Origin of the sequence: Trichococcus alkaliphilus, assembly GCF_003008695.1 — a bacterium.
In the GTDB taxonomy this organism is placed as follows: Bacteria; Bacillota; Bacilli; order Lactobacillales; family Aerococcaceae; genus Trichococcus; species Trichococcus alkaliphilus.
In genome coordinates this window covers 14,042-38,358 of sequence record NZ_PXZT01000020.1, presented here as the reverse complement: position 1 = coordinate 38,358, position 24,317 = coordinate 14,042, and the positions used below count along the sequence as shown (strand labels likewise).

The 24,317-nt window shown below is 48.0% G+C and carries 24 protein-coding genes; 20 read left to right on the top strand and 4 right to left on the bottom strand.

Annotation, left to right across the window (positions count from 1 at the left end; genetic code table 11):
• Positions 1 to 434 precede the first annotated feature (434 nt).
• Positions 435 to 1,436 carry a peptidylprolyl isomerase gene (locus C7R73_RS12890; protein ID WP_106450890.1) on the bottom strand — a complete coding sequence of 334 codons (1,002 nt, stop codon included), beginning with the start codon at positions 1,434 to 1,436 and terminating at the stop codon, positions 435 to 437.
• A 270-nt stretch (positions 1,437 to 1,706) separates the two neighbouring features.
• On the opposite strand from C7R73_RS12890, the gene C7R73_RS12885 reads away from it, so the two are divergent.
• Positions 1,707 to 2,135 (top strand): MarR family winged helix-turn-helix transcriptional regulator, encoded by a 429-nt coding sequence (locus C7R73_RS12885; RefSeq protein ID WP_205076524.1) that lies wholly within the window; start codon positions 1,707 to 1,709, stop codon positions 2,133 to 2,135.
• 103 nt (positions 2,136 to 2,238) lie between these two features.
• Here C7R73_RS12885 and C7R73_RS12880 read toward each other — a convergent pair whose 3' ends face one another.
• Together C7R73_RS12880 and C7R73_RS12875 are read right to left on the bottom strand one after the other, a co-directional pair.
• The gene (locus C7R73_RS12880) at positions 2,239 to 2,619 is read right to left on the bottom strand and encodes a YtxH domain-containing protein (RefSeq protein WP_161525951.1); all 381 of its coding nucleotides are present in this window, start codon (positions 2,617 to 2,619) and stop codon (positions 2,239 to 2,241) included.
• A 2-nt stretch (positions 2,620 to 2,621) separates the two neighbouring features.
• On the bottom strand, positions 2,622 to 3,056 hold the full coding sequence (locus tag C7R73_RS12875; RefSeq protein WP_086628403.1) for an HIT family protein: 435 nt from the start codon (positions 3,054 to 3,056) through the stop codon (positions 2,622 to 2,624).
• A 174-nt stretch (positions 3,057 to 3,230) separates the two neighbouring features.
• Here C7R73_RS12875 and C7R73_RS12870 point away from each other — a divergent pair, with 174 nt between their 5' ends.
• The 4 genes from C7R73_RS12870 (at position 3,231) to trmB (ending at position 6,981) form a co-directional block, all read left to right on the top strand.
• Positions 3,231 to 3,968 carry an ABC transporter ATP-binding protein gene (locus tag C7R73_RS12870; protein WP_106450888.1) on the top strand — a complete coding sequence of 246 codons (738 nt, stop codon included), beginning with the start codon at positions 3,231 to 3,233 and terminating at the stop codon, positions 3,966 to 3,968.
• Positions 3,965 to 5,197 carry an ABC transporter permease gene (locus tag C7R73_RS12865; RefSeq protein ID WP_106450887.1) on the top strand — a complete coding sequence of 411 codons (1,233 nt, stop codon included), beginning with the start codon at positions 3,965 to 3,967 and terminating at the stop codon, positions 5,195 to 5,197. The genes C7R73_RS12870 and C7R73_RS12865 overlap by 4 nt, the downstream gene beginning before the upstream one ends.
• A gap of 248 nt (positions 5,198 to 5,445) precedes the next feature.
• Positions 5,446 to 6,243, top strand: coding sequence for a phosphotransferase family protein (locus C7R73_RS12860; protein WP_106450886.1), 798 nt, complete (start codon positions 5,446 to 5,448; stop codon positions 6,241 to 6,243).
• A gap of 72 nt (positions 6,244 to 6,315) precedes the next feature.
• Positions 6,316 to 6,981 (top strand): tRNA (guanosine(46)-N7)-methyltransferase TrmB, encoded by a 666-nt coding sequence (trmB, locus tag C7R73_RS12855; RefSeq protein WP_106450885.1) that lies wholly within the window; start codon positions 6,316 to 6,318, stop codon positions 6,979 to 6,981.
• A gap of 60 nt (positions 6,982 to 7,041) precedes the next feature.
• Here trmB and C7R73_RS12850 read toward each other — a convergent pair whose 3' ends face one another.
• On the bottom strand, positions 7,042 to 7,395 hold the full coding sequence (locus C7R73_RS12850; protein WP_239992642.1) for a PepSY domain-containing protein: 354 nt from the start codon (positions 7,393 to 7,395) through the stop codon (positions 7,042 to 7,044).
• A gap of 251 nt (positions 7,396 to 7,646) precedes the next feature.
• Between C7R73_RS12850 and pepA the strand changes: the two genes are divergently transcribed.
• The 15 genes from pepA to folE all read left to right on the top strand — a co-directional run bounded on the left by pepA (position 7,647) and on the right by folE (position 24,295).
• Positions 7,647 to 8,723: a glutamyl aminopeptidase gene (pepA, locus tag C7R73_RS12845; protein WP_106450884.1), complete on the top strand. Its 1,077-nt coding sequence runs from the start codon at positions 7,647 to 7,649 to the stop codon at positions 8,721 to 8,723.
• A 14-nt stretch (positions 8,724 to 8,737) separates the two neighbouring features.
• The gene (locus C7R73_RS12840; protein ID WP_086628398.1) at positions 8,738 to 9,049 is read left to right on the top strand and encodes a thioredoxin family protein; all 312 of its coding nucleotides are present in this window, start codon (positions 8,738 to 8,740) and stop codon (positions 9,047 to 9,049) included.
• A gap of 53 nt (positions 9,050 to 9,102) precedes the next feature.
• Positions 9,103 to 9,717 carry a YtpR family tRNA-binding protein gene (gene ytpR, locus C7R73_RS12835; protein ID WP_106450883.1) on the top strand — a complete coding sequence of 205 codons (615 nt, stop codon included), beginning with the start codon at positions 9,103 to 9,105 and terminating at the stop codon, positions 9,715 to 9,717.
• A 102-nt stretch (positions 9,718 to 9,819) separates the two neighbouring features.
• Positions 9,820 to 10,515 (top strand): hypothetical protein, encoded by a 696-nt coding sequence (locus tag C7R73_RS12830; protein WP_106450882.1) that lies wholly within the window; start codon positions 9,820 to 9,822, stop codon positions 10,513 to 10,515.
• Positions 10,516 to 10,753: 238 nt separating this feature from the next.
• Positions 10,754 to 12,085: a UDP-N-acetylmuramate--L-alanine ligase gene (murC, locus tag C7R73_RS12825; RefSeq protein WP_106450881.1), complete on the top strand. Its 1,332-nt coding sequence runs from the start codon at positions 10,754 to 10,756 to the stop codon at positions 12,083 to 12,085.
• Positions 12,086 to 12,299: 214 nt separating this feature from the next.
• On the top strand, positions 12,300 to 12,845 hold the full coding sequence (locus C7R73_RS12820; RefSeq protein ID WP_106450880.1) for a MaoC/PaaZ C-terminal domain-containing protein: 546 nt from the start codon (positions 12,300 to 12,302) through the stop codon (positions 12,843 to 12,845).
• Positions 12,846 to 12,866: 21 nt separating this feature from the next.
• Positions 12,867 to 15,518, top strand: a complete 2,652-nt coding sequence (gene polA / locus C7R73_RS12815) for a DNA polymerase I (protein ID WP_106450879.1) — start codon at positions 12,867 to 12,869, stop codon at positions 15,516 to 15,518.
• 36 nt (positions 15,519 to 15,554) lie between these two features.
• The gene (mutM, locus tag C7R73_RS12810; RefSeq protein ID WP_106450878.1) at positions 15,555 to 16,439 is read left to right on the top strand and encodes a DNA-formamidopyrimidine glycosylase; all 885 of its coding nucleotides are present in this window, start codon (positions 15,555 to 15,557) and stop codon (positions 16,437 to 16,439) included.
• Between the two features lie 6 nt (positions 16,440 to 16,445).
• A complete protein-coding gene (coaE, locus tag C7R73_RS12805; protein WP_106450877.1) occupies positions 16,446 to 17,045 on the top strand; it encodes a dephospho-CoA kinase in 600 nt (199 codons plus the stop codon).
• A gap of 95 nt (positions 17,046 to 17,140) precedes the next feature.
• Positions 17,141 to 17,686 carry a transcriptional regulator NrdR gene (gene nrdR, locus C7R73_RS12800; protein ID WP_106450876.1) on the top strand — a complete coding sequence of 182 codons (546 nt, stop codon included), beginning with the start codon at positions 17,141 to 17,143 and terminating at the stop codon, positions 17,684 to 17,686.
• A complete protein-coding gene (locus tag C7R73_RS12795; protein ID WP_106450875.1) occupies positions 17,683 to 19,116 on the top strand; it encodes a replication initiation and membrane attachment family protein in 1,434 nt (477 codons plus the stop codon). Before nrdR ends, C7R73_RS12795 begins: the two co-directional genes overlap by 4 nt.
• On the top strand, positions 19,116 to 20,042 hold the full coding sequence (dnaI, locus tag C7R73_RS12790; protein WP_106450874.1) for a primosomal protein DnaI: 927 nt from the start codon (positions 19,116 to 19,118) through the stop codon (positions 20,040 to 20,042). Before C7R73_RS12795 ends, dnaI begins: the two co-directional genes overlap by 1 nt.
• 393 nt (positions 20,043 to 20,435) lie before the next feature.
• Positions 20,436 to 22,370 (top strand): threonine--tRNA ligase, encoded by a 1,935-nt coding sequence (gene thrS / locus C7R73_RS12785; protein WP_106450873.1) that lies wholly within the window; start codon positions 20,436 to 20,438, stop codon positions 22,368 to 22,370.
• A gap of 158 nt (positions 22,371 to 22,528) precedes the next feature.
• Positions 22,529 to 23,719 carry an amidohydrolase gene (locus tag C7R73_RS12780; protein ID WP_106450872.1) on the top strand — a complete coding sequence of 397 codons (1,191 nt, stop codon included), beginning with the start codon at positions 22,529 to 22,531 and terminating at the stop codon, positions 23,717 to 23,719.
• An 18-nt stretch (positions 23,720 to 23,737) separates the two neighbouring features.
• On the top strand, positions 23,738 to 24,295 hold the full coding sequence (gene folE / locus C7R73_RS12775; protein WP_106450871.1) for a GTP cyclohydrolase I FolE: 558 nt from the start codon (positions 23,738 to 23,740) through the stop codon (positions 24,293 to 24,295).
• Positions 24,296 to 24,317: the final 22 nt, after the last annotated feature.

Genomic DNA, 24,317 nt, shown 5'->3' with positions numbered 1-24,317 from the left:
CCTATATAAGACTTGAAGTAATTCATTGTCCTATATAGAGGGAGCATATCATTTCGGTGAGCAGCCTTATGTCCTTTTTGGCGCAGCTGTGAGTGTAGTGTGAGATGTCGGCTGAAAGGTGCTTGATTGGTGTCAAACAATCGAGACATGGTCAGGGTGTCGGTCTTTTGGATAGATCGGTTCGCTGAACAGTCGAGACAACGCTCGTGCGTCGGCTGTTAGATTTGAGCGGAATGCGGAACAGTCGAGACAAATCCCCAATTTCGGTTGTTTGGAGGTGCGGGAGCGCCAAACAGTCGACGACCTCACTGTCGCCTTGCCGGGGGAGATCCGGCAAGCAGCAATACATACGTATTTCAGAAAAACTCCAACAAAAAACACGCAAGTCACCAGCAGCAAAAGGCTGTTAACTTGCGTGTTTTACATTATAGTTATTAGTTTGATGATTCAGCAGTTGCAGATTCGGATGTAGCTGATTCCGCTTCTTCAGTTGCAGAAGTTGCTTCTGAACTAGCTTCTTCTGAAGTTGTTGCTTCGGATGTTGCATCTGATGAGCTTGTTTCTTCAGCAGGCAAGAATTGATCGATCGCGGCTGCCAAGTCTTCGTCCTTGATTTCAACATTCGCTGCTTGGACGATTGTGGACATGACGGATGTCAGGTAATCATTGTCGGCAAGTTTTTCGTCCATCATCACTGTTTCGATGTTTTCACGTTCTTCTTCCAATGTTCCTTTTTCTGTTTTCTCGATCATTTTGATGATGTGGTAGCCGTATTCGGTAGCGACTGGTGTTTGTGTCACTTCACCGACTTCAAGCGCATAAGCGGCTTCTTCGAAGGCTGCGACCATTTCGCCTGCTCCGAACAATCCTGTTTCTCCGCCGTTTTCAGCAGTCGCTGTGTCGGTAGAGTTGGCCTTAGCTAATTCCGCGAAATCAGCGCCCGCATTGATTTGGCTGATCAAATCTACAGCAGTTGCTTCATCCGCAACCAAGATATGCTGTACGTTGATTTGTGGTTGATAAGCTTCGTAGTAGGCTTCCACTTCTTCATCAGTGAAAGTTGTTTCAGCTCTTACAGCTGCTTCGATCAGTTTGTTCAAATATAATACATCTTGGTATTCTTCTTTATTTGCGAAGCCTGATTGGGACAAGATGTAGTTGAAAGTTTCTTCTCCGCCGTATTGTTCGATGGTAGTCAACAATTCAGCTTCTGTTTCAGCTTCCAATTCATTGTCGCCGATTTTCTCGTTCAATACATCGATCAGGATCAGACGTTGCAAGACGGTTTCGCCGATTGAGGCTTTCATTGCGTCGTATAATTCATCTTTTGTGATATCGCCTGCTGGAGTCGTTGCGACAGTTTCGCCAGTCGCGCAGCCTGCTAATGTGATGGCCGTCAAGAAAGCAACGGACGTCAATGCTAATTTCTTTTTCATGAATGTGGCACTTCCTATCTATTTCTATTTATCTATCTCATGAATAACCAATTATAAATATATCATAAACGCCGTGATTATGGAAAATATTCCTTAAAAACGCTAGCAAACTTCTCAGAAAATTCATATCTGAAGCCTGATTCGGAAGCAGGCTAAAAAATGCAACATAGAACAAAAGCAAGCATGCTGTCCGCGAGTCGTGGCAGATTGCTCAAAATGCCAATATTTGGTATCATAAGCTGATAAAAGGAAAGGAATGGGGGAAACTTTGTGAAATGTGAAATGAGTTCTGCGTTTTGCCAATGGCTGGAGATCAACAATTTTCATCTGAAAGTCGAGAGCACGTTGGAAAAAAGTTTGCAGACGAACCATAACCTTTCTCTGAAAGAGTTCTACGTCCTTTATTTCTTGTCACAGGAGCCGGATCAAAAACTGAAGCTCCAGGATCTGGAGGAAAAGGTCGGCTTAAGCCAAAGCGCGGTATCGAGATTGGTCAGCAAGTTCGAGGCGAAGGGCTGCGGAGCACTGGAGCGGAATGTCTGCGAGCAGGATCGGCGGATCATCTATACGTCCTTGACTAAAACTGGTGCTTCAAAACTGGCTGCAGCGGCTGCGACAGTGGAACAGGTGCTCACGGAATCTTTCGCGGCGATGCCGATACAGACGCTTTTCAAACTATCCGATAATCAGAATAAATAGGGTTGCTTGACTGGACTCCTTACGACAGAAACACAGAAAAATACGACGCTCCAAATGACCGTTTATCCGGTTTGCATTTGGAACGTCGTATTTTTTATTTCGATTATTGATTTGGTGCATCTGTCGCTGCAGGCATTTGCGATTCCATGCTCGCAGCGACTTTTTCCATATCTTCAGTCAATACTGCAATCTTATCGTTGATGCGGTTGATTCTGGGTTGAGCCTGTTGCGTAAAGTTCTCAATTGATTTTGTGACTTCCTCTGATACGGCGTTGACGGAAGCCAAGCCTTCGTTGGTCAAAGAATGGATCGCGTTGCGCAGACCTTGGACGCTGACGTTGAGGTCTTCGACCGCAAGTGTGTTGTCTTCAAGGTAAGCTTTCGCTTTCGCGCGATTTTCTTTTCCGCTGCGGGGGGTGTTCAGTAAGCCAAGCAGACCACCGACTACCGTGCCGAATAATATTCCTTCCATAAATGAGCGCATATTTATTCCTCCAGACTCTCTTTGATGGATGCAACTACTTTTGCCAATTCTGCCTGCGAATATTTTCCTTCGTGCGTCTTCCATTTCAAACCGAAACCGTCCGAATCCGAATCTTCGTAACGCGGCAAGAAGTGGATATGCGAATGGAAAACCGACTGGTAAGCTATTGAACGGTTATTGTTCAGAATATTCAGTCCCAGAATGTCATCGCTGGAACGTTCGATTGCGCGCGCGATTTTAGGGACGCGCGAAAAGACTTCCTTCGCCAATTCTTCATCGTATTCAAAAATATCAGCGACATGCTTCTTGGGTACCAGCAGCGTATGACCTTTTGTCACTTGGGATAAATCCAGGAACGCAATGACGACATCATCTTCATAGACAATGCTGCTCGGGATTTCGTGGTTCGCGATTTTGCAAAAAATACAATCTGTCATATGCCTGTCCTCTTTCTGTCCATAATCTACTTTATTCTATAGCATAACTTTATCATATTTGAGGTTTATTTGATATCCTGAGGTTAAAATGGAGCTTCGGTCAGCAAGATATTTGGGATGAGGCAAGGCTGTGCTATAATATAAGGCACAAACGCATGCGAAAGGGACGGTTAAATGTCACTATTATTGGAGAATGTCACGGGCGGCTATACGCAATTGCCTGTCATAAAAAATATAAATTTTGAGGTCAAAGCTGGTGAGTTGACTGGATTGATCGGATTGAACGGAGCAGGTAAGAGCACGACCATCAAACACATCATCGGTCTCATGATGCCTTTCAGCGGGAAAATCGCGATCGATGGCCGGACGTTGCGCGAAGATACGGAGCGTTATCGCCAGTCCTTCGCTTTTATTCCTGAGACGCCGGTGCTCTATGAAGAACTCACTTTAAGGGAACACTTGGAAATCACGGCGATGGCCTACGGAATCACGGAAGCGGTCGCCATGGAAAAGGCGATGCGCTACATTCGCGATTTCCGACTGGAGGACAAGCTGGACTGGTTTCCGGCTTATTTTTCAAAAGGCATGAAACAAAAAGTGATGATCGTCTGCGCATTCATGTTGGATGTGCCTGTATATGTCATCGATGAACCATTCCTGGGTCTGGATCCGCTTGGCATCCACTCGTTCCTGGAGATGGTCAGGGAGAAAAAAGCGCAAGGTGCAGCTATTTTGATGTCCACGCATGTGCTGGCTTCTGCCGAAAAAGAATGTGATAATTTCGTCCTGCTTCACCACGGTGAGGTCAAAGTGACAGGCACGATGGCAGACCTGCAGGCTGAAATGGGTATGCCGGGAGCGAGTCTTGATGAGCTTTACATCAGCTTGACGAAAGAAGTGGCGCAACCATGAACCTGGACAGTATCTGGAAAAGAAGGCAGCAACTGCACCTGAAAAAATTCAGCCGCTACAGCAAATATATCTTCAATGATCATTTCGTCCTCGTGCTCCTCTTTCTGTTGGGAGCTTTGGCTTACCAATATTCCGAATTCGTGAAAACTGTGACGCCGGACTTCCTATGGGGAAAGCTTCTGATAGTGGCTATTTTTTCAGGCAGCATTTTTATCGGTAAGCTGGCGACCTTTTTGGAGCCGGCCGACCAAGTGTTCCTTTTGGCTAAGGAAAAGGAATGGGGGAGCTATTTCAGCAAAGTGAAAAAATACAGCCTGATCCTTCCGGCGATTCTGTTGTTCTTTTTGGCAGCTGCAGCAATGCCGATGCTTTTTGCCGGAAGAACGATCGGGGCAAGTGATTTGCTGCCGATTTATGCAACCTTGATTCTGTTGAAAATCATCCATTTGGATCTGCAGGAACTTGGCCTGAAGATAGGCGATAGGATAGTTCGCAAAAAAAACGATCTCTACTTGGCTTGCGCGGCGATTTTATCTTTCAGCGTCGCGATATTTTTTCATCCATGGGTTGCGCCGGTACTTGTAATTCTGTATACTATGTTTCTGCGTAAAAAAGTACAAGTGGCGTATGAGGCGCGCTATCCGCTCTATCAATGGGAGCAGATGATCGCCTCGGAGGAACAACGAAAGGCTCGCATAAACCGGGTCATTAATCTGTTTACGGATGTTCCGCAAGTGAAGAGCAAAGCAAAAAGAAGAAAGTATCTCGACGGCTTGTTGCGCCGCGTTGAAGGCAAAGGCAATTCCTATCAGTATTTATACGCGCGGGCATTTGTGCGCGGGACGGATTACAGCGGCTTGTTTTTCCGCCTGTCGGCCATCGGAATGCTGTTGCTTCTGTTCACGCCGTCAGCCGGATTTTCTTTAGGCCTCAGTCTGTTGTTCCTTTATTTGACAGGATTCCAGCTGTTGCCGCTGTATTTCCATTTCAATGAGAACATGCTGTACCGGCTTTATCCGACGCAGCGCGAAGATAAATTTGTTGGCTTCAAGCGTTTGCTCGGCTACCTTTTGGGAGTGGAAGGATTCCTTTTTGCGGGAATCATCTTCATCAACAACAGTTGGCAGACGGGAATGGCTTCAATAGCCTTAAACGCCGGGTTCATCTGGTTGTTCATCCGGTTTTACATGGGCGGGCGTACGGAAAAAAGAGAAGCGGCAAATTACTGATGCACGGGTTAAAATCGTTTCAGTTCCGAAAGCACATGGAATATTCTTGACTGAATATGTAAAGAAATCTAAAATGATAATTGTATGCGAGTGATGGCCGTTGCGCTTTCAGAGCAAAACGAGCTGAGTCGCCTAATGAACACGTAGCGTATGAACAGAAGAGCAGACCGAGATAGCTGGGGCTTTCGTCCCGGCTCCTTCTTTTCATCGGCATAGAAAAATTAATGACAGAGTAAGGAATGAGCTCGATGGATTATAAAATGGACTCAGGGTGGCGGCTACATCCCATCGGAGGAGACACAGGACAAGCTTATATGGGCACCAGAGCCGAGGAAAGAGTCTTTTTAAAAAGAAACTCTTCGCCTTTCTTAGCTGCGCTTTCCGTTGAGGGGATTACACCGCGATTGATCTGGACCAAACGGGTCGGCAATGGGGATGTCCTGACAGCTCAGGAATGGCTCAACGGCAGGGAATTGAATCCGGATGAGATGAAGGGTAAGACCGTGCGGGACATCCTGCATCGCATCCATCATTCCGAAAATCTTCTGAAGATGCTTCAGAAGGTAAAGGGTGAAATCTTCAACCCAATCAATTTCTACAACCTGTACGTTGCGGATCTGCCGGATGACTTGAAATCCAATTCGGTCCTTCAACAGGTGACTGAATATGTGAAGAACAGCATCGCCAGCATCGACGATTCGCAAAAGACGGTCTGCCACGGAGACGTGAATCGGAAAAATTTCCTGTTGGATGAGGAAGACCGGTTGTATCTGGTGGATTGGGAAATGGTCAAAATTGCCGATCCGTTCTCGGACATCAGCACCTTGCTGGTACAATACGTTCCCCATGAAGAATGGGGAGTATGGTTGGAGCAGTATGGCTTGCAGATGAATGACAATATGGAACGCCGGTTGGAGTGGTACAGCATGATGGTGTGCCTCTGCATGATCAAAAAAAGCCATTCGCAGGAACGCAATGTGGAAATGAATCAACTGATTCTGTTGCTCAAACAGCTTTATCAGAATCGCCTAAACAGTTATTTATGAAATCCTCTTCGTCTTATACGAACGGAAAGGATTTCTTTTTTCGAAAAAAAACAGTTAAGAAAGAGGAGAATTATGCGCGTAAGAAATAAACCATGGGCTGCCGAAAAATTGGCTGAAAGTACCCAATATGTAGTGATGGAACCAGCGGATTGGAAAGGGAAATGGCAGGAACGCTTCGGCAACGAGCAACCGATCCACGTGGAAATCGGCTCCGGAAAGGGTCAGTTCATCGTTGAAATGGCTCGCATGCATCCGGAAGTGAATTATATCGGAATCGAACGCCAGACGAGCGTGGCGGTCATGACGCTTGATAAGATGATCGAATCAGGGCTGAAAAATGTCCAGTTGCTGAATACGGACGGAGAGAATGTTGCGGATTTCTTTGCAGAAGGCGAAGTGGCTCGCGTTTATCTGAACTTTTCCGATCCATGGCCAAAATCCAAACACGACAAACGCCGCTTGACTTACAAAAATTTCCTGCGCAACTATGAACAAATCCTGGTCTCAGGCGGGGAAATCCATTTCAAGACGGACAACCAAGGCCTGTTCGAATATTCGTTGGCGAGCTTCTCGCAATACGGAATGACTTTGAAGCAAGTGTGGCTGGATCTGCACAAGAGCGATTATGAAGGAAACATCATGACGGAGTACGAAGCGAAGTTCTCTTCAAGAGGAGACCGCATCTACCGCGTCGAAGCAGCGTTCCCGAAAAAAGCAACGGCTGATTCAGAAAAATAGGACCAAAACAAAAGGAAGGACCAAAGCTGCGTTTGCTTTGATCCTTCCTTTTTCTGATTTTTAAAGCTTATAAAGATCCAAGATGGTTCCAGTATAAGCGTCGGCGATGAATTCATATTGCACCAACACGCCTTCTTCTTTACGGGAAATTCCGCCGTAATACACATCCGTTTTTGAAGAATAACGACTGAGCGGGACAGGATGCAATTCGATCCAGGATCCTTCAATCGGTGCTTCAGCCAAGAACATCTTTTTTACGTTTTCCAGGATTTTGTCGCCGTTTACGGTCCGTTTCTGTTCATAGCAAAGGGCCGTCACGACTGAGCCAAGTACGAGTCCGGCTCCGAATAAAATACCGCCCAAAACTTCTTCTTTGTGTTTTTTGCACATGCATTTTCCCAAAAAGTTCATCATGTGTTCCTCCTCAAATTGATGCGCTTTCTTTTTTCTTCCTCAAGTATAGCAATAAAACGAAAAAAATAATAGGGAAACGTCGATTGCATAAGGCTTCGTGAAGGAAACGTTTCCTGTGCCGGACAATGCTTTGGATCGAATGGAATCGTTGCTATGACAAGGATGCTGCGCTATAATGGAAAGGATAGTCAGACAATGAAGGGGGACCGGGAGCGGCATAAGGATAAAGTTGTGTCCTGCTCCATTCAAATATGGAAGATAAAACATTTGCTATGATCAAAGAATTGACGGAATTGCAGGGGACAAGCGGTAACGAACGCAATATCCGTAACTATATGCGCGAAAGAATGGCGCCACTGGTGGATCGCATCGAAACGGATGGCTTGGGCGGTATTTTCGGAATCAGGGAGCATGAAGATAAAACGGCACCGCGCATCATGGTGGCGGCGCACATGGATGAAGTTGGCTTTATGGTGGCAGGCATCACGGATCGCGGGCTGTTCCGGGTCGTGCCGCTCGGAGGCTGGAATGCCTATGTCGTTTCAGCACAGCGTTATACGCTGCAGACATCCAAAGGCGATATTCCTGTGATCTCATCTTCTGTTCCGCCGCATTTGCTGCGGGAGGCTGGTGAAGAAAAAAAAGTCAAAGTGACGGACATCCTGTTTGACGCCGGTTTCGATACGAAAGAAGAAGCGCTGGCATTCGGAGTGCGTCCCGGAGATACGATCGTTCCCCAAGTCGAAACGATCTGGACAGCAAACAAAAAGAAAATCATTTCAAAAGCATGGGACAACCGCTACGGGAACACGGTCGTTCTGGAAACGCTGGAAGCATTGAAAAATGAAAAGTTGCCGAACACGCTGATTGCCGGGGCCAACGTCCAGGAAGAAGTAGGGCTCCGGGGGACAAAAGGGGCCGTACATAAGTTCAAGCCTGATCTGTTCTTCGCGGTAGATTGCTCGGCTGCGGACGATCTGACGACGACCAAGGATACGTTCGGTCATCTGGGGGAAGGTTTCCTTTTGCGGATCCAGGATCCCGGCATGATCACCTTGAAAGGGATGCGCGAATTTCTGCTGGATACGGCGGAAACGCATGATATCCCTTATCAATATTTCGTTTCAAAAGGCGGAACGGATGCGGGAGCCGCCCATGTCATGAATGATGGGGTGCCGAGTGCGGTCATCGGCGTCTGCGCCCGCTACATCCACACGCATCAGACAATGTTCCACATCGACGATTACGCGGCGGCCAAGGAAATGGTCGCACAAGTCATCAAAGCATTGGACAAGAGCACTTATGAAACCATCATGTCCACGAATTAAGGGGGAGTCAGATTATGGATAAATTGAAAGATTTGGATCAATTCAAAGAACTGCGCGATTCGGGGAAAACGGTATTCGTCTTCATGACCAGCTGGTGTCCGGATTGCCATTACATCCGACCGTTCATGCCTGAGGTGGAAAATAAATTCGCGGATTTTCGTTTCGTCGAAATAGACCGCGATGATTTCGGTACTCTAGGTGAAGCGTTACAGATTTCCGGAATCCCGAGCTTCGTCGTCTATGCTGAGGGCGAACTATTGGGTCGTTTCGTCTCACGCAACCGGAAGACGCAAAAAGAGATTGAAGCCTTTTTGGAACAATTGTGATACTATTTCGTTTGGGAAAAATAAATGAAGAAGCATAAAGGAGCAAATACAAAATGTGGTTAAGTTTTTATAATCGTGAAGCAGTCGGGGATACATTAATGTTGACGAAAGGGGATATCGCTGTCCGCCAAGAACAATCCTGCGAATCAAAAGGGAATGTGACGCGCATTTTCAACAACCGTACAAATGAAACGATGGGCTATAATCTATTTTCGATTTCAGATACGCTTGCGTTGGATGCAAACGGACAAGTGTTGTTATCCGATGAAGAAGTGGCAAAAGTGAATGCTTTGATCCAAGCTGCTGGCTTCAATGACGCTGTCGTTGTCGATCGCTCGCCTAAATTTGTTGTGGGCTACGTCAAAGAGTGCGTGCCGCATGCAGACTCCGACCATCTGTCCGTTACGCAAACAGAAGTGGACAACGGAGAAGTACTGCAGATCGTCTGTGGTGCAGCTAACATCAAAAAAGGGCAACGCGTCGTCGTAGCCAAGCCGGGCGCAGTCATGCCCAGCGGTTTGATCATCTGGCCGGGTGAATTGCGCGGCGTAGCCAGCCATGGCATGATCTGTTCAGCCAAAGAATTGCAACTGGAAAACGCAAGCCCTAAAAAAGGTATCCTTGTGTTGGATGACAGCTATGCAATAGGCGCAGCGTTTTCCAAATAAGACTATAGAAATTTTACTGAAAAAGAAGTACTATTATAAAGGAATTCCATTGAAACCGGGCATAGTTTTTCCCGGAAGCAAAACAAGAGAGGAGTTGACTGGATGAGTCGCTATGATGGACCAAGTTTTTTTCGGCATGACCATCGTTCAGGGGTGGAAGGAAGTCATCCTGCAACAAATAAGTATGATTTTCCGAATTACCTGAAAAAAGAGGACGAAGGGCATGGTATCCTGGAAGAAAAAGGCGATTCTGCACAACCGTCCTCCTACATCTCGCAAGATTTGCTGCACCCGATGGACACGGTTCCGTACATCCGCCACAACAAGGAGGCATTCGTATCCTTCAGGGATCAAGCTGCGAAGCCTGCTGAAGATGTTTTTGCGGTCGAGAAAAAAAGACTGAAGGACGAAAAGCAGAAGGAACGCCGCACGGAATTGGGCATGCACCCTTTCGCTTCGTACAAGAGCAGAAGGCCTTTCCAACTGACAGAAGTACCGGAACCGTTGAAGGGCTGGGAAAACCTGAAAGAAAAGAAAATCGATTATCGCGCGATTGCTGCAGTATTGAAGAAGAACAGTTCGGACTTGCTTATTTTCGAGCTTGAGTCGCCTGTTGAAGACGATGAGGTCCGGGAGGAAGACGGCGTGGAAACAAGTGAGTTGCAGCCGTTGGAAGGCAAAGCCAAACGGGCAATGAACCGCTCACTGTTGGGCATCATGGAGCAGGAACGCTCTTATGATGTAGCCGGAAAATTCGTTCATGAGCCTGCCGATTCGGTAAGCCACTCTTATTTTTAGTCATCGCATTGTAACATCAGGCCGATTTGTGCGCAGCACTTACTGTTACAATGAAATTATTGACATGTTTGACCTCAAATTTTAAATAATTTTAAGTATTTTCTTAATCTGCACATGCTATACTGGTTCCGATTCAATAAATGGACAGCAAGTCATCAGGTCCTAAACGATTGTTTTGAGACACAAACATCAGAAGGTAGCCGAAAGACTAACCTTTCTTATTCACTTGGAGGTAATTATGGAAACGGAAACGATTTATCATTTTGTCGGCATCAAAGGTTCTGGGATGAGTGCGTTGGCATTGATCCTGCATGGGAAAGGCTATCGCGTCCAAGGATCGGATGTCGAAACTTATTTCTTTACACAAAAAGGTTTGGATGATGCTGGCATCACAATCATGCCATTCAGCGAAGCTAACATCACACCGGGTTTGACGGTCATCGCAGGGAATGCTTTCCCTGATTCCCATGAGGAAATCGCGAAAGCGAAAGAACTCGGTTTGACGGTCATCCGCTACCATGATTTCATAGGCGACTTGATCAAAAACTATACGAGCGTCGCCATTACCGGTTCACATGGTAAGACAAGCACGACCGGTTTGTTGTCCCATGTGTTGGACGGGATTGCACCGACAAGCTATCTGATCGGCGATGGAACTGGCTTCGGTCGGGAAGATGCGGAGTATTTTGTATTGGAAGCCTGCGAATACAGACGTCATTTCTTGGCTTATTCACCCGACTATGCCATCATCACGAACATCGATTTCGATCACCCGGATTACTATAAAGACATCAATGATGTTTACAGCGCATTTGATTCATTTGCATCCCAAGTGAAAAAAGGCGTCATCGCTTGCGGCGAAGATGCGTATGTCCGTGAATTGAAAGGCAAATATCCAATCACATTTTATGGCTTTGCTGAAGACAATGATGTTGTCGCCAAAAATGTCACGAAGGATACGACCGGCAGTCAATTCGATGTGGAAATAAATGGCGAAAGGTACGGTCATTTTGAAATCCCGTCATTCGGCACGCATAATATCCTTAACTCATTGGCAATCATCACATTCTGCTGGTTGGAAGGCTTGGACAATGACAAGGTAGCTGCGCAGCTGAAGACTTTCACAGGCGTAAAACGTCGCTTCAGCGAGAAATACATTTCGGATATGGTCGTCATCGATGATTATGCCCATCATCCATCCGAAATCCGCGCTACACTCGATGCAGCCAGACAGAAATACCCTACAAAGGAAATCATTGCGATTTTCCAACCGCATACCTTCACGCGCACGGTTGCTCTGCTTAGCGAGTTCGCTGAGTCGTTGGAATTGGCCGATAAGGTTTTCCTCTGCGATATCTTCGGCTCCGCTCGCGAAAAGGACGGACAGGTTTCGATCGGCGATTTGGCCGACAAAATCGAAAAAGGCGCAACGGTATTGAACGTCAACAACATGTCCCCGCTGCTGCAGTTCCATGATGCAGTCGCCATTTTCATGGGCGCTGGGGATGTTCAGAAATTTGAACTGGCTTATGAAGAACTGCTGAGCCACAGCGTACCGACAACAAATTAATACAGTAGAACGGTTCTGAATCCTAGAGTTTGAGCTCAGGATTCATCACACACTATTAGTCCAGGGATTGCTTCCTGGGCTTTTTTGATGCAAATAGGGGAACGGCTTGGATCGCTTTTTGCAATAAATGGTTTCAAACAGCTAAACGGCTTTTATCGGAACGGCGTTTTTGATATGATAGACATATATGTGTTCAAAGAAAGGAAAAGTGAAAATGGGTCTGAAAGATATAAAGCTTGGAAAATCGATTGATGAAATTCAAGAGGGGGATTCGCTGACCGTCACGGAAATCATCGAAGACAAAGATATTTTGCTATATCTTGGATTGACGAATGACGGGAACCCGCTCTATATTCAACATGATTATTCGCAGACGACTCGGTTCCATAAACCGATTGTGCCTACCGTTTTGTTGGTGGGGATTTTGACGAGCAACGTTTCCAAACATTTACCGGGTCCGGGTTCACATATTGTGGACGTTTCTTTGAATGTGATTGAACCGATCTACCACAACAGCACGATCACGTTCAATTTTGAAGTGGAGCGCGTGGATGAACGCCGTGAGCAAGTGACGATCAGTGTGGTCGGAACGAATATGGAAAATGAACGTGTGTTGGATGCTGAATTGATCGTAGAGACGCCTCGCAAGTTGATTTTTGATGAGGAAGAGAACGTGATCATGAACGAGCGAACTGAAGTCGAGGAAGCTATCGATTCGGGAGCGGATTCCGTATCCATGACAGAAGACGATTCAGAATAAGCAGAGTTAGGATGTAACCAAATGACTGATAAAAAGAAAAAATTACTATTGGTGGATGGCAGCAGTGTGGCTTTCAGATCCTTTTTCGGATTGCCGAATCTGGATGGGTTCCGCAACAAGAACGGATTGCATACGAACGCGCTCTACGCCTTCAATAATATATTGGAACGCATATTCCAGACAGAAGAGCCTACGCATCTGTTGGTGGCATTCGATTCAGGGAAAACGACTTTCCGTAATGCCCTTTATGATGATTACAAAGGTGGGCGCGCCAGCATGCCGTCGGAGTTGTCAGAACAGTGGCCTTATTTCGGCGTCTTGGTCCATGCTTTCGGCGGCAAAACTTATGAATTGGTCAATTATGAAGCTGATGACATCATCGGAACCTACTCGCGGATGGCCGATCAGGCCGGCTATGATGTCGTCATCATTTCTGGTGATAAGGATATGATCCAATTGACGACAGATAATATCCGGGTCGACATCACCGTCAAAGGCGTGTCGGAGTTGAAATCCTACACCCCGGACGTCATCCGTGAAGAATACGGCATTGAACCGAAACAGATCATCGACATGAAAGGTCTGATGGGGGACTCTTCGGATAATTATCCGGGCGTCACCAAAGTCGGCGAGAAGACCGCTTTGAAACTTCTTACCGAATACGGCTCCATCGAAAACCTTTACGAGCATGTCGATGAACTGAAGAAAAGCAAGATGAAAGAAAATCTCATCAATGACAAAGCAAATGCATTCATGAGCAAAACGCTGGCTACGATTGATCTGGACTCGCCCGTGACATTGAAGCTCGATGAACTTGCGGTTGAAGGCAAACAGATCGACAAGCTGACCGACTTCTATCGCGAAATGGATTTCAATGGTTTCCTTGATAAACTGGGCGTGGCTTCGGAAGACCGCTCGGAATCCTTCGAGGACATCCACTTCGAAGTCTTGACCGAAATCCGTCCCGAGCATTTTACGGACCGGATGGCCCTGTATGTGGAGATGCTTGAAGACAACTACCACGACGGGAAAATCCTTGCAGTCAGCTGGGGAACGGATGAGAAGATTTATACCGCTTCATTGGAAACCGTGGCGGCAAGTGCCGCTTTCAAGGAATGGGCTGAGAACGCCGAAGCCAACAAAATTGTGTACGACGGCAAACGGACGATGGTCATGCTGCATTATGCCGGCATCGCGCTGGCAGGCATCGATTTTGATATCCTGTTGGCTTCCTACATCCTGAATGCAAAGGACAACAGCAAAGACCTTGCGCAAGTCGCTCAGGAATATGGCTACAACGATGTCTCCTTTGATGAGGCCATCTACGGGAAAGGCGCTAAAACGGCAGTTCCCGAGGACGCAGTGCTGCACGATCATTTGGCGCGCAAAGTGAAAGCGATCCAAGCGCTGTTTGCCCAATTGAACACTGAGCTGGAAAGCAACGTACAAAAAGACCTGTATTATGAAATGGAGCTGCCATTGTCGTTTGTGTTGGCGAACATGGAAATCCAAGGGATAAAAGTGGAGCCACAGCGTCTTTTGACCATGAAAGAGGAATTTGCCGGTCGTTTGCTGGAAATCGAGAAGACCATCTATGCCGAAGCGGGGGAAGAGTTCAACATCAATTCACCGAAGCAGCTGGGTGTCATCCTGTTCGAGAAGATGGGACTGCCCGCCATCAAAAAGACGAAAACGGGCTATTCGACAGCGGTCGATGTGCTGGAAAAACTACAGGCGCAAGCGCCGATAGTGGAGCACATCCTGAATTACCGACAGTTGGCAAAACTGCAATCGACCTACGTGGAAGGACTCCTGAAATTCATCAAACCGGAAACCGGCAAGATCCATACCCGTTATCAACAGACGTTGACGCAGACTGGCCGTTTGAGTTCCGTCGATCCGAACCTGCAGAACATCCCGATCCGGATGGAGGAAGGCCGGAAAATCAGACAAGCCTTCGTTCCTCAACAAGCAGGCTGGAAGCTGTTCGCTTCCGACTACTCACAGATCGAATTGCGTGTATTGGCGCATATTTCCGGGGATGAACATCTGCAGGAAGCCTTCCTGGAAGGGCAGGATATCCATACCTCGACCGCGATGCGCGTGTTTGGCATAGAGAATCCGGAAGACGTCACCGCCAACCTGCGCCGACAAGCTAAGGCTGTCAATTTTGGGGTTGTTTACGGAATCAGCGACTATGGTTTGTCCCAAAACCTGAACATTACCCGAAAAGCCGCTCAGGAATTCATTGACCGTTATTTCGAAAAATATCCAGGTGTTAAGCAATTTATGGAGGACATCGTCAAAGAGGCGAAGGAGAACGGTTATGTGGAAACCTTATTCCACAGACGCCGCTATCTGCCAGACATCCATAACCGCAACTTCAATCTGCGCTCCTTTGCGGAACGGACTGCCATCAATTCGCCGATCCAAGGCACTGCCGCCGATATCATCAAAGTAGCGATGGTCCGGATGGATAAAGTCCTTAAAGAAAAAGGCCTTCAAGCGAACATGCTGTTGCAGGTTCACGATGAACTGATCTTCGAATGCCCTGAAGAAGAAATTCCGGTGTTGGAAAAATTGGTGCCGGAAATCATGGAGCATGCCGTCTCCTTGGCTGTGCCGCTTAAAGTGGACAGTAACTTCGGCGACAGCTGGTATGAAGCAAAATAAACAAGGAAAAAACCGATAAAAGAAAGGGGGCTGCTTATGCCGGAATTGCCAGAAGTAGAAACCATCCGTAAGGGACTCATCAGCCTTGTCGGAGGAGCCGTCATTATAGATGTAGCCGTCTTTTGGGATCGTATGATCACGCCGCCTTTCTCCACGGAACGGTTCAAGACGGTCCTGCGGGGGGAACAGATCCACACTATCGAACGCCGCGGCAAGTATCTGATCTTCTTGTTGGACCACTGGGCGATGATTTCCCATTTGCGGATGGAAGGCAAATATGAGGTGAGCGAATCCGGTGAACCGATCAAGAAGCATACCCATGTCATTTTTTATCTCGCCGATGGCCGCCAACTGCGTTACCTTGACGTACGCAAGTTCGGTAAATTCACGCTGTTGCCGATCGAAAAGCGGGATGAATATGAGCCTTTCAAAAAGATGGGGCCGGAGCCGACCGCGGATTTCTTCAAATTGAGCAAATTCAAAAAGGATCTTGCCAAGTCGCATCGTGCAATCAAAGCGGTCATCCTCGACCAGAACATTGTTGCCGGCGTCGGAAATATCTATGCGGATGAGTCGCTTTTCCAAGCCAAGATCCATCCGCTGCAAGCCGCCGACACAATCGGACCGGCTGCAGCCAAAAGACTGCACGAAGCCATCATCGATGTGATCAGCAGATCAGTGGAAGCCGGAGGGTCGACTATCCGGACCTACAAAAACACGTTGGGGGAGGCAGGTAAATTCCAAGTCTCCCTTGCCGTTTACGGCCAGACCGGACAGCCTTGTCCGAACTGCGGCCATCCGATTGAAAAAATAAGGGTTGCACAGAGAGGAACGCATTATTGTCCGCATTGTCAACAACTGCCAAAGACGCGTTCGAAGGCAGCTGACATCACTGATATTGCGTACAAAGGGGCGAAATAAACAAGCATGAGTTATATATTGGGACTTACAGGAAGCATCGCTACAGGGAAATCGACTGTAGCGAAGCTGTTTTTGTCTGCGGGCATTCCGGTTGTCGATGCGGACTTGGGAGCAAGGGCTGTCGTTCTTCCGGGTGCGCCGGGGTTAGCGGACATCATCGAACATTTCGGGGAAGCCTACCTGCTGCCTGATGGCACGCTGGATCGCAAACGCTTGGGAGCGCTGATCTTTTCGGACAGGGAGAAGCGGGCAGAACTGGATGCGTTGCTGAAGGAGCGTATCAATCATTGGATTCAGGCAGAAAAGGAACGTTATATTTCGGAAGGGCACGAACTGATCGTGCTGGATATCCCATTGCTGTACGAAGGCGGATATGAGGACAGCTGCGATGCTGTGATGGTCGTCTATGTTCCGGAAGGACTGCAATTGCAAAGGCTGATGAGCCGCAATCATTTGGATGCGGATGAAGCCACCCGAAGGATGCAAAGTCAGCTTTCGATCGAAAAGAAAAAAGCGCTGGCGGACTTTGTCATCGACAATTCCGGGACGATCGAAGAAACCGAAAAACAAGTCAACGAATGGCTGCGCGGACATCTTTCCGCCTAGCCTGATGGTCCCGGAAAGACCATCTTTTCAAGGTTTTTGAGCCACAAGTATGTTATAATGAAGTGATAATAAAGGAAAGAAAAGGGGGAAAGCCGATGCAATGCCCAAAATGTCACTATCACGGATCGCGTGTTGTCGATAGTCGTCCGGCTGATGACGGGAAAGCCATCCGTCGCCGTCGCGAATGCGAACAATGCCATTTCCGCTTCACTACATTCGAAAGGATCGAGCAAACGCCGTTGCTTGTCATCAAAAAAAATGGCGCACGCGAAGAATTCAGCCGTGAAAAGTTGTTGCGGGGATTGATCCGCTCCTGCGAAAAACGGCCGATCGCCCTCGAACAACTGGAGACTGTCGTCAATGATGTGGAAGCCGAAATCCGAGCGCTTGGAGAAAATGAAGTATCCAGCATCGTCATCGGGGAATACGTCATGGATAAGTTGTCCAAAATAGACGACGTCGCCTATATCCGTTTCGCAAGTGTATACCGCCAATTTTCGGACCGGAAAACTTTCCTTGATGAATTGAAGAACATGGAGAAGAAAAAAGCCGAACAAGCGGCTGCTGAATCTTCAGACATCCAACCATCCGATGCTCCTCCCAACGAGGCAGCCCCCGGAAAGGAAGACAATGAACAATGAGCTATCCATGGCAAAATATAAGTCCTAAGGATCCTTTCAGAGCAAGCCAGACGAACTTGATTTCCGATGTGGACCGCAAAATCCTGACGCAATTGTATCAGCCCATCATCGGGCCGCAAGCATTCAGCCTCTATTTGACGCTGCTTGCGGAGATTCCGCAGGAGAGCTATTGGAGTAAGGGGTTGCTTCACACCGAATTATTGGCTTTATCGAACAGCGGAATCCAAGAGTTCTATCAAGCGCGCGTGAAATTGGAAGGGATCGGTTTGCTGAAGACATTTCTGGTAAACGAGCCTGAGAAGCAGTACCTATACGAATTGCAGCAGCCGCTGTCCAGTCATGCTTTTTTCAGTGATGACCTGATGGGGTTGCTGTTGTATGAAAAAGTCGGGGAACGGAAATACCGCGAGTTGCAGCAGCGGTTCAGCCGACAAGTCCGCGACGTAAAAAATGCGGAAAACATCACCAAGTCCTTTTTGGATGTTTTTTCGTTCTCGGAAAGCGCCTTTACGGAGCAAGCGCGGATGAGGCAGAACGATAATACGTTGTTGGGTGATAACGCGGCAAGTCTGCCCGTGATCGAGAACGATGGGTTTGACTTCTCGTTTTTCCGACAGTTGTTGAACAAACAATTCGTCAAACGTGATTCCATCACAAAGGAATTGGAGCACACGATCACTATCCTCTACACGCTGTATGGTTGCGACGAACTGCAGATGGCTCAATTCATTCTGGAGGCCGCAGATATCGAATCGGGTAAAGTAGATGGAGAAGCTCTCAAAAAAATTGTATCCGATGCCTATGAACAGAGACACAGCACTCGTTTGGAAGTTAAGGACAAGGTCACCCAGAGCATCCAACTGGCTAAAGATACTGAAAAAGGCCGGGAACAAAAATTGATCCAGGCACGCTTTTCCAGTGAAGAGATCTCGTTCATCAAGGCGTGCGAACAATTGACGCCGCACCAATTTTTGACGAGCATCAAAAAGCAGAAAGGCGGCATCGTGACCGCCTCGGAGACGCAATTGCTGCGCACGCTGATGGAAAAGGCTGATTTCAAACCGAGTGTGCTCAACGTATTGACGCACTATGTGTTGGTCATCCTCAACAATCCGCATCTTTCCAAGGCCTATGTGGAAGCCATCGCAAACGATTGGCTGCAGGACGGCGTCGATTCGCCCGAAAAAGCGTTGGCGAAAGCGAAACAATTCGCCGGCGAGATGAAAGCGAAAGCTGAGAAGCGGGCAGCCAGCCGAACAACCGCAAAGAATTACGGGAAAACGGTGGCGCGCAAGAAAGAAAACTTGCCGGATTGGGCTAAAGAGGAACACAAAGCGGTTGTGGAAACACCGCTGACGCCGGAAGCACAACAAAAATTGAATGAACGCATCAAAAAATTAAAAAGTAGCGGAAAGGCAGGGGATGAGTGATGGATCATATCGGAAGAGCATTTTACAAATATATGAATAATCCCGAAATCAGCCAACGCTACAAAGGCATGATCGACACAATCATGAAGGATGCCGATGTCCAGGCGTTCTTCCAGAAACACGAAGAGCGCCTGACGCGGGAAATCGTCGAGAGAAGTTATTCCAAATTGCACGAATATGTGCAGGAAAAAGAGAAGATACGTGTTGGGAAAGAATCACAGAACCCCGGTTATGAGCCGAACCTTGTATTGAATGCCGGTTACATAGATGTCGTCTATACACCGACCGATGAGACGATGGCGAGGGAAAAAGAAAAAGAATTGCGGAGCCGCGTCCATTCAATGTCGATGCCGAAGGATGTCCGCACGGCGACATTGGATCGGTTTGTCCAATCAAACGAGCGGATGCCGGCCATTCTGGAATCGTTGAATTTCATTGATTCATTCAATGGTAATCCGAAAGTGCATCACCAAGCGCTTTATTTCTATGGTCCATTCGGGGTAGGGAAATCCTATCTGCTGGGTGCGATTGCGCATGAATTGGCGATGGGCGGCCATCTGACAACATTGATGCATTATCCGACCTTCACGATGGAGATGAAGCAGGCAATCCAGAGCAACACGGTCAACGAAAAGATTGATGCCGTGAAGAAAGCAGAGATTCTGATGTTGGACGATATCGGAGCAGAAGCCAATTCCACATGGATCCGCGATGAAGTGCTCGGCGTCATCCTCCAGTACCGTATGCAGGAAGACTTGCCGACATTCTTCAGTTCCAACTTTACGATGCAACAGTTGGAGGAGCATTTACGCATGGGCAACCGGGGCGATGACGAGCCGATGAAGGCAAAACGTCTGATGGAGCGGATCCGCTTCTTATCGCGCGAGATTCCTCTGATCGGGAAGAACCGTCGTTTCGAGCAATAGGCTGACGTTCAGCTTTTCTTATATTAAACTTGAAAACAATTATTTTTTGTGTTTAAATGGACTACAGATGAAATGAAAGACAAATCGATGAGAAAGACACCGATGGATGAACTGATTTTTAGCGAGGGATGGCTTGGTGGAACATCCTAATCAATCATGTATCGACCCCTTTCGAGAGATTCCCTGAACATGCAGTAGGGGGAAACGGTACGCTCGTTATCGCGTTCAAGTAAGGATGAGACAGAATCTTAAGCGGATGCCTGTCGCACTCTTTGAATTTGGGTGGAACCACGTAGACACGTCCCATTTCCGGCACAAGCTGGGGATGGGCTTTTTTTATTGCCTTTTTGTCATCACCGAACGCACAGAACTTAATTAATTGGAGGAATCAGCATGTCAGAAATCAAAATCACTTTTCCTGATGGCGCCGTAAAAGTATTCGAAGCCGGCGTCACAGTGGAAGAAGTAGCAAAAAGCATCAGCAACAGCCTGGCTAAAAAGGCTTTGGCCGGAAAATTCAACGGGGAATTGGTCGACTTCACACGCCAGTTGGAGACGGATGGTTCACTTGAAATCGTGACACCGGATCACGCAGACGGATTGGGTGTCCTGCGTCACTCGACTGCCCACTTGATGGCGCATGCCTTGACGCGCCTGTTCCCTGAAATCCATTTCGGTGTCGGTCCAGCGATCGAAACGGGGTTCTACTATGATACCGATATGGAAGTGCAGCTTGCCGAAGAGGACTTGTCGAAAGTCGAAGCGGAAATGATGAACATAGTGAAGGCGAATTATCCGATCGTCAGACGTGAAGTCAGCCGTGCGGAAGCGTTGGAAATCTTCGCAAATGACCCATACAAAGTCGAATTGATCACAGCATTGCCTGAAGTTGACATCATCACTGTCTATACGCAAGATGACTTCACGGACCTTTGCCGCGGCGTTCACGTGCCGGCAACCGGCAAAATCCAAGTCTTCAAATTGCTGTCGTTGGCGGGTGCCTACTGGAGAGGAAACTCGAACAACAAAATGATGCAACGTGTCTACGGAACAGCCTTCTTCGACAAGAAAGCCTTAGCTGAATTCATCAAGATGCGCGAAGAAGCAAAAGAGCGCGATCACCGCAAATTAGGCAAAGAACTGGATCTGTTCATGATCGCTCCTGAAGTCGGCTCCGGCCTGCCTTTCTGGTTGCCGAAAGGCGCAACGATCCGTCGTACGCTTGAGCGTTACATCGTCGACAAAGAAGTGAGCCTGGGTTACCAGCACGTCTACACACCGATCATGGCGAACGTGGAATTGTACAAAACTTCCGGCCACTGGGACCACTACCATGAGGACATGTTCCCGCCGATGGATATGGGCGATGGCGAAATGCTGGTGTTGCGTCCGATGAACTGTCCGCACCACATGATGGTCTACAAGAACGACATCCACAGCTACCGCGAGTTGCCGATCCGCATCGCCGAATTGGGCATGATGCACCGTTACGAAAAGAGCGGGGCTTTGTCCGGTCTGCAACGCGTACGCGAAATGACTCTGAATGATGCCCACGCATTTGTCCGTCCGGATCAGATCAAGGACGAGTTCAAACGAGTGTTGCAGTTGGTCATGGATGTTTACGCCGACTTCCAGATCAGCGATTACCGTTTCCGTCTGAGCTACCGCGACCCTGAAGACAAAGTGAAATACTTCGATGACGACGATATGTGGAATCGCGCGGAAGCGATGCTGAAGGAAGCGATGGACGAATTCGGTTTGGAATACTTCGAAGCAATCGGCGAAGCTGCTTTCTACGGCCCTAAATTGGATGTGCAGTTCAAGACAGCGATGGGTTTGGAAGAAACGATGTCCACTATCCAATTGGACTTCCTGTTGCCTGAGCGTTTTGACCTGACTTATGTCGGCGAAGACGGCGAAAATAACCACCGTCCGGTCGTCATCCACCGTGGCGTCATCTCCACAATGGAGCGTTTTGTGGCGTATCTGATCGAAGAGTATAAAGGCGCATTCCCGGTATGGTTGGCTCCTGTCCAAGCAACAATCATCCCTGTCAACCTTGATCTGCATGCCGATCAAGCATATGAACTGAAAGCCGTAATGGAACAGTTGGGTATGCGCGTCGAAGTCGATGACCGCAACGAGAAGATGGGTTACAAAATCCGTGCTTCCCAGACTCAAAAAATACCTTACCAATTGGTAATCGGCGATCAGGAATTGCTGAACGGAACCGTAACTGTCCGCCGTTATGGCTCGAAAGAAATGGTTACTTTCAGCATGGATGATTTCTTGGCTGAGGTTCAATCTGAAATCAAAAACTTCAAATAATCTTATCAAATCCACATCTTTCTGAGCAAATCATGATACAATAAGTTTCAGTGATGTAGCTTTGATTCTGTTAGCTTGATGAAGGCCCGGAACATGGCAGTTTGTGTTCAGGGCCTTCATTTTCTTATATATTTTGCTTGATAGGGGATGAAGGGTTTATGTTAAGAGATGAATTGATGAAAATGCTGGATGGCCGCGAAGATGACATGATCGCTTTGCGCCGTCATTTCCATGAGCATCCTGAACTGTCATTCGACGAGAAGGAAACGGCTGCGTTCATCGCCCGTTTCTATGAAGATAAACCGGTTGATGTGCAGACGAACGTCGGGAACGGCTATGGTATCGTCGTCACGATCAACGGGAAACGCCCAGGCCGCACCATCGCGCTGCGGGCGGATTTCGATGCGCTCCAAATCGAGGAACAGACCGGCCTGCTGTTCGCATCCAAAAATCCAGGCGTCATGCACGCCTGCGGACATGACGGACATACCGCCTATCTGATGGTCTTGGCAGATTGTCTGATCCGTCTGCGGGACCAATGGGAAGGGACCGTCAAAATCGTGCATCAGCATGCCGAAGAAATGGCCCCGGCAGGTGCCAAGAGCATCATGGAATCCGGCTTGCTTGATGATGTCGATGAAATCTACGGTATCCATTTCTATCCGGATTATGAAGTCGGCACCGTCTTTTACACTAGCGGCTACGCTTATGCAGGCTGCAGCGACATCAAAGTCACGATCCAAGGGACGGGCGGGCATGGTTCACAGCCGCACCGCTCCAACGATACAATCGTGGCGGCTTCGAGCTTCGTGATGAATCTGCAGACCATCGTTTCCCGGCGCATCAATCCTTATGACATGGCTGTCGTGACGATCGGCTCCTTCGAAGCGGTCGGCAGCAGCAATGTCATCAAGGACAGCCTGATTCTGCGCGGGGATGCCCGTTACATGGATCTTGAGGTGGGAAAGGTCATCGAGGAACATTTCCACCGGATCGGCCGCGGTCTTGAGGAGATGTACGACGTGAAAGTGGAAATCGACTACAACTCCGATTACCCGCCTTTGTACAATCATCCGAAAGAGACCGAGAAAGCAGCCGCTGTTCTGGAAAAAAATGGTGTCGGGTCGTACTTGAAGCAGGTCATCGCAACTTCGGCCAACACTGGAGCGGAGGATTTCGGACAGTATCTGCTGAAGATCCCCGGCGCTTTCCTGAATGTCGGCGCCCGTCCGAACCAGGCAGAAGTTTTCAATAATCATCACCCGAAATTCGACATAAATGAAAAAGCTCTATTGGTAGCGGCTAAAGCAGTCGCTGACATCACTCTTGCGGCGTTGGCCGGGGAATGAGCGTTTAGGAGGATAAAAATGGATTTAGAAAAAATAGAAACCGCCGTTCAAATGATTTTGGAGGCGATCGGGGAAGATCCGAACCGCTCAGGATTGCAGGATACACCAAAGCGGGTGGCGCGCATGTATGCGGAAATTTTTTCCGGTGTCGAGAAAGACCCTGCCGATCACGCTAAGGTGGTCTTCCATGAAGACACCGACGAAATTGTATTAGTGAAGGACATTCCTTTTTATTCCACTTGCGAACATCATCTGGTTCCGTTTTTCGGGGTAGGCCATATCGCTTATATGCCGAAGGATGGACAGGTGATCGGTTTGAGCAAGCTGGCTCGTATCCTGGATGAGGTCAGCAAAAAGCCGCAGATCCAGGAACGGATCACGACGACGGTTGCGGATATCCTGATGGAGCATCTGCAACCGCAGGGAGTCATGGTGGTTTTGGAAGCCGAGCATATGTGCATGACGATGCGGGGCGTGAAAAAGCCGGGCAGCAAAACTGTGACATCCGCAGTCCGTGGCGCATTCAAACAATCATTCAAATCCAGAAGCGAAGTGTTGGAATTGATCAAACTGTAGACAAATTACACGCTGATGAGGA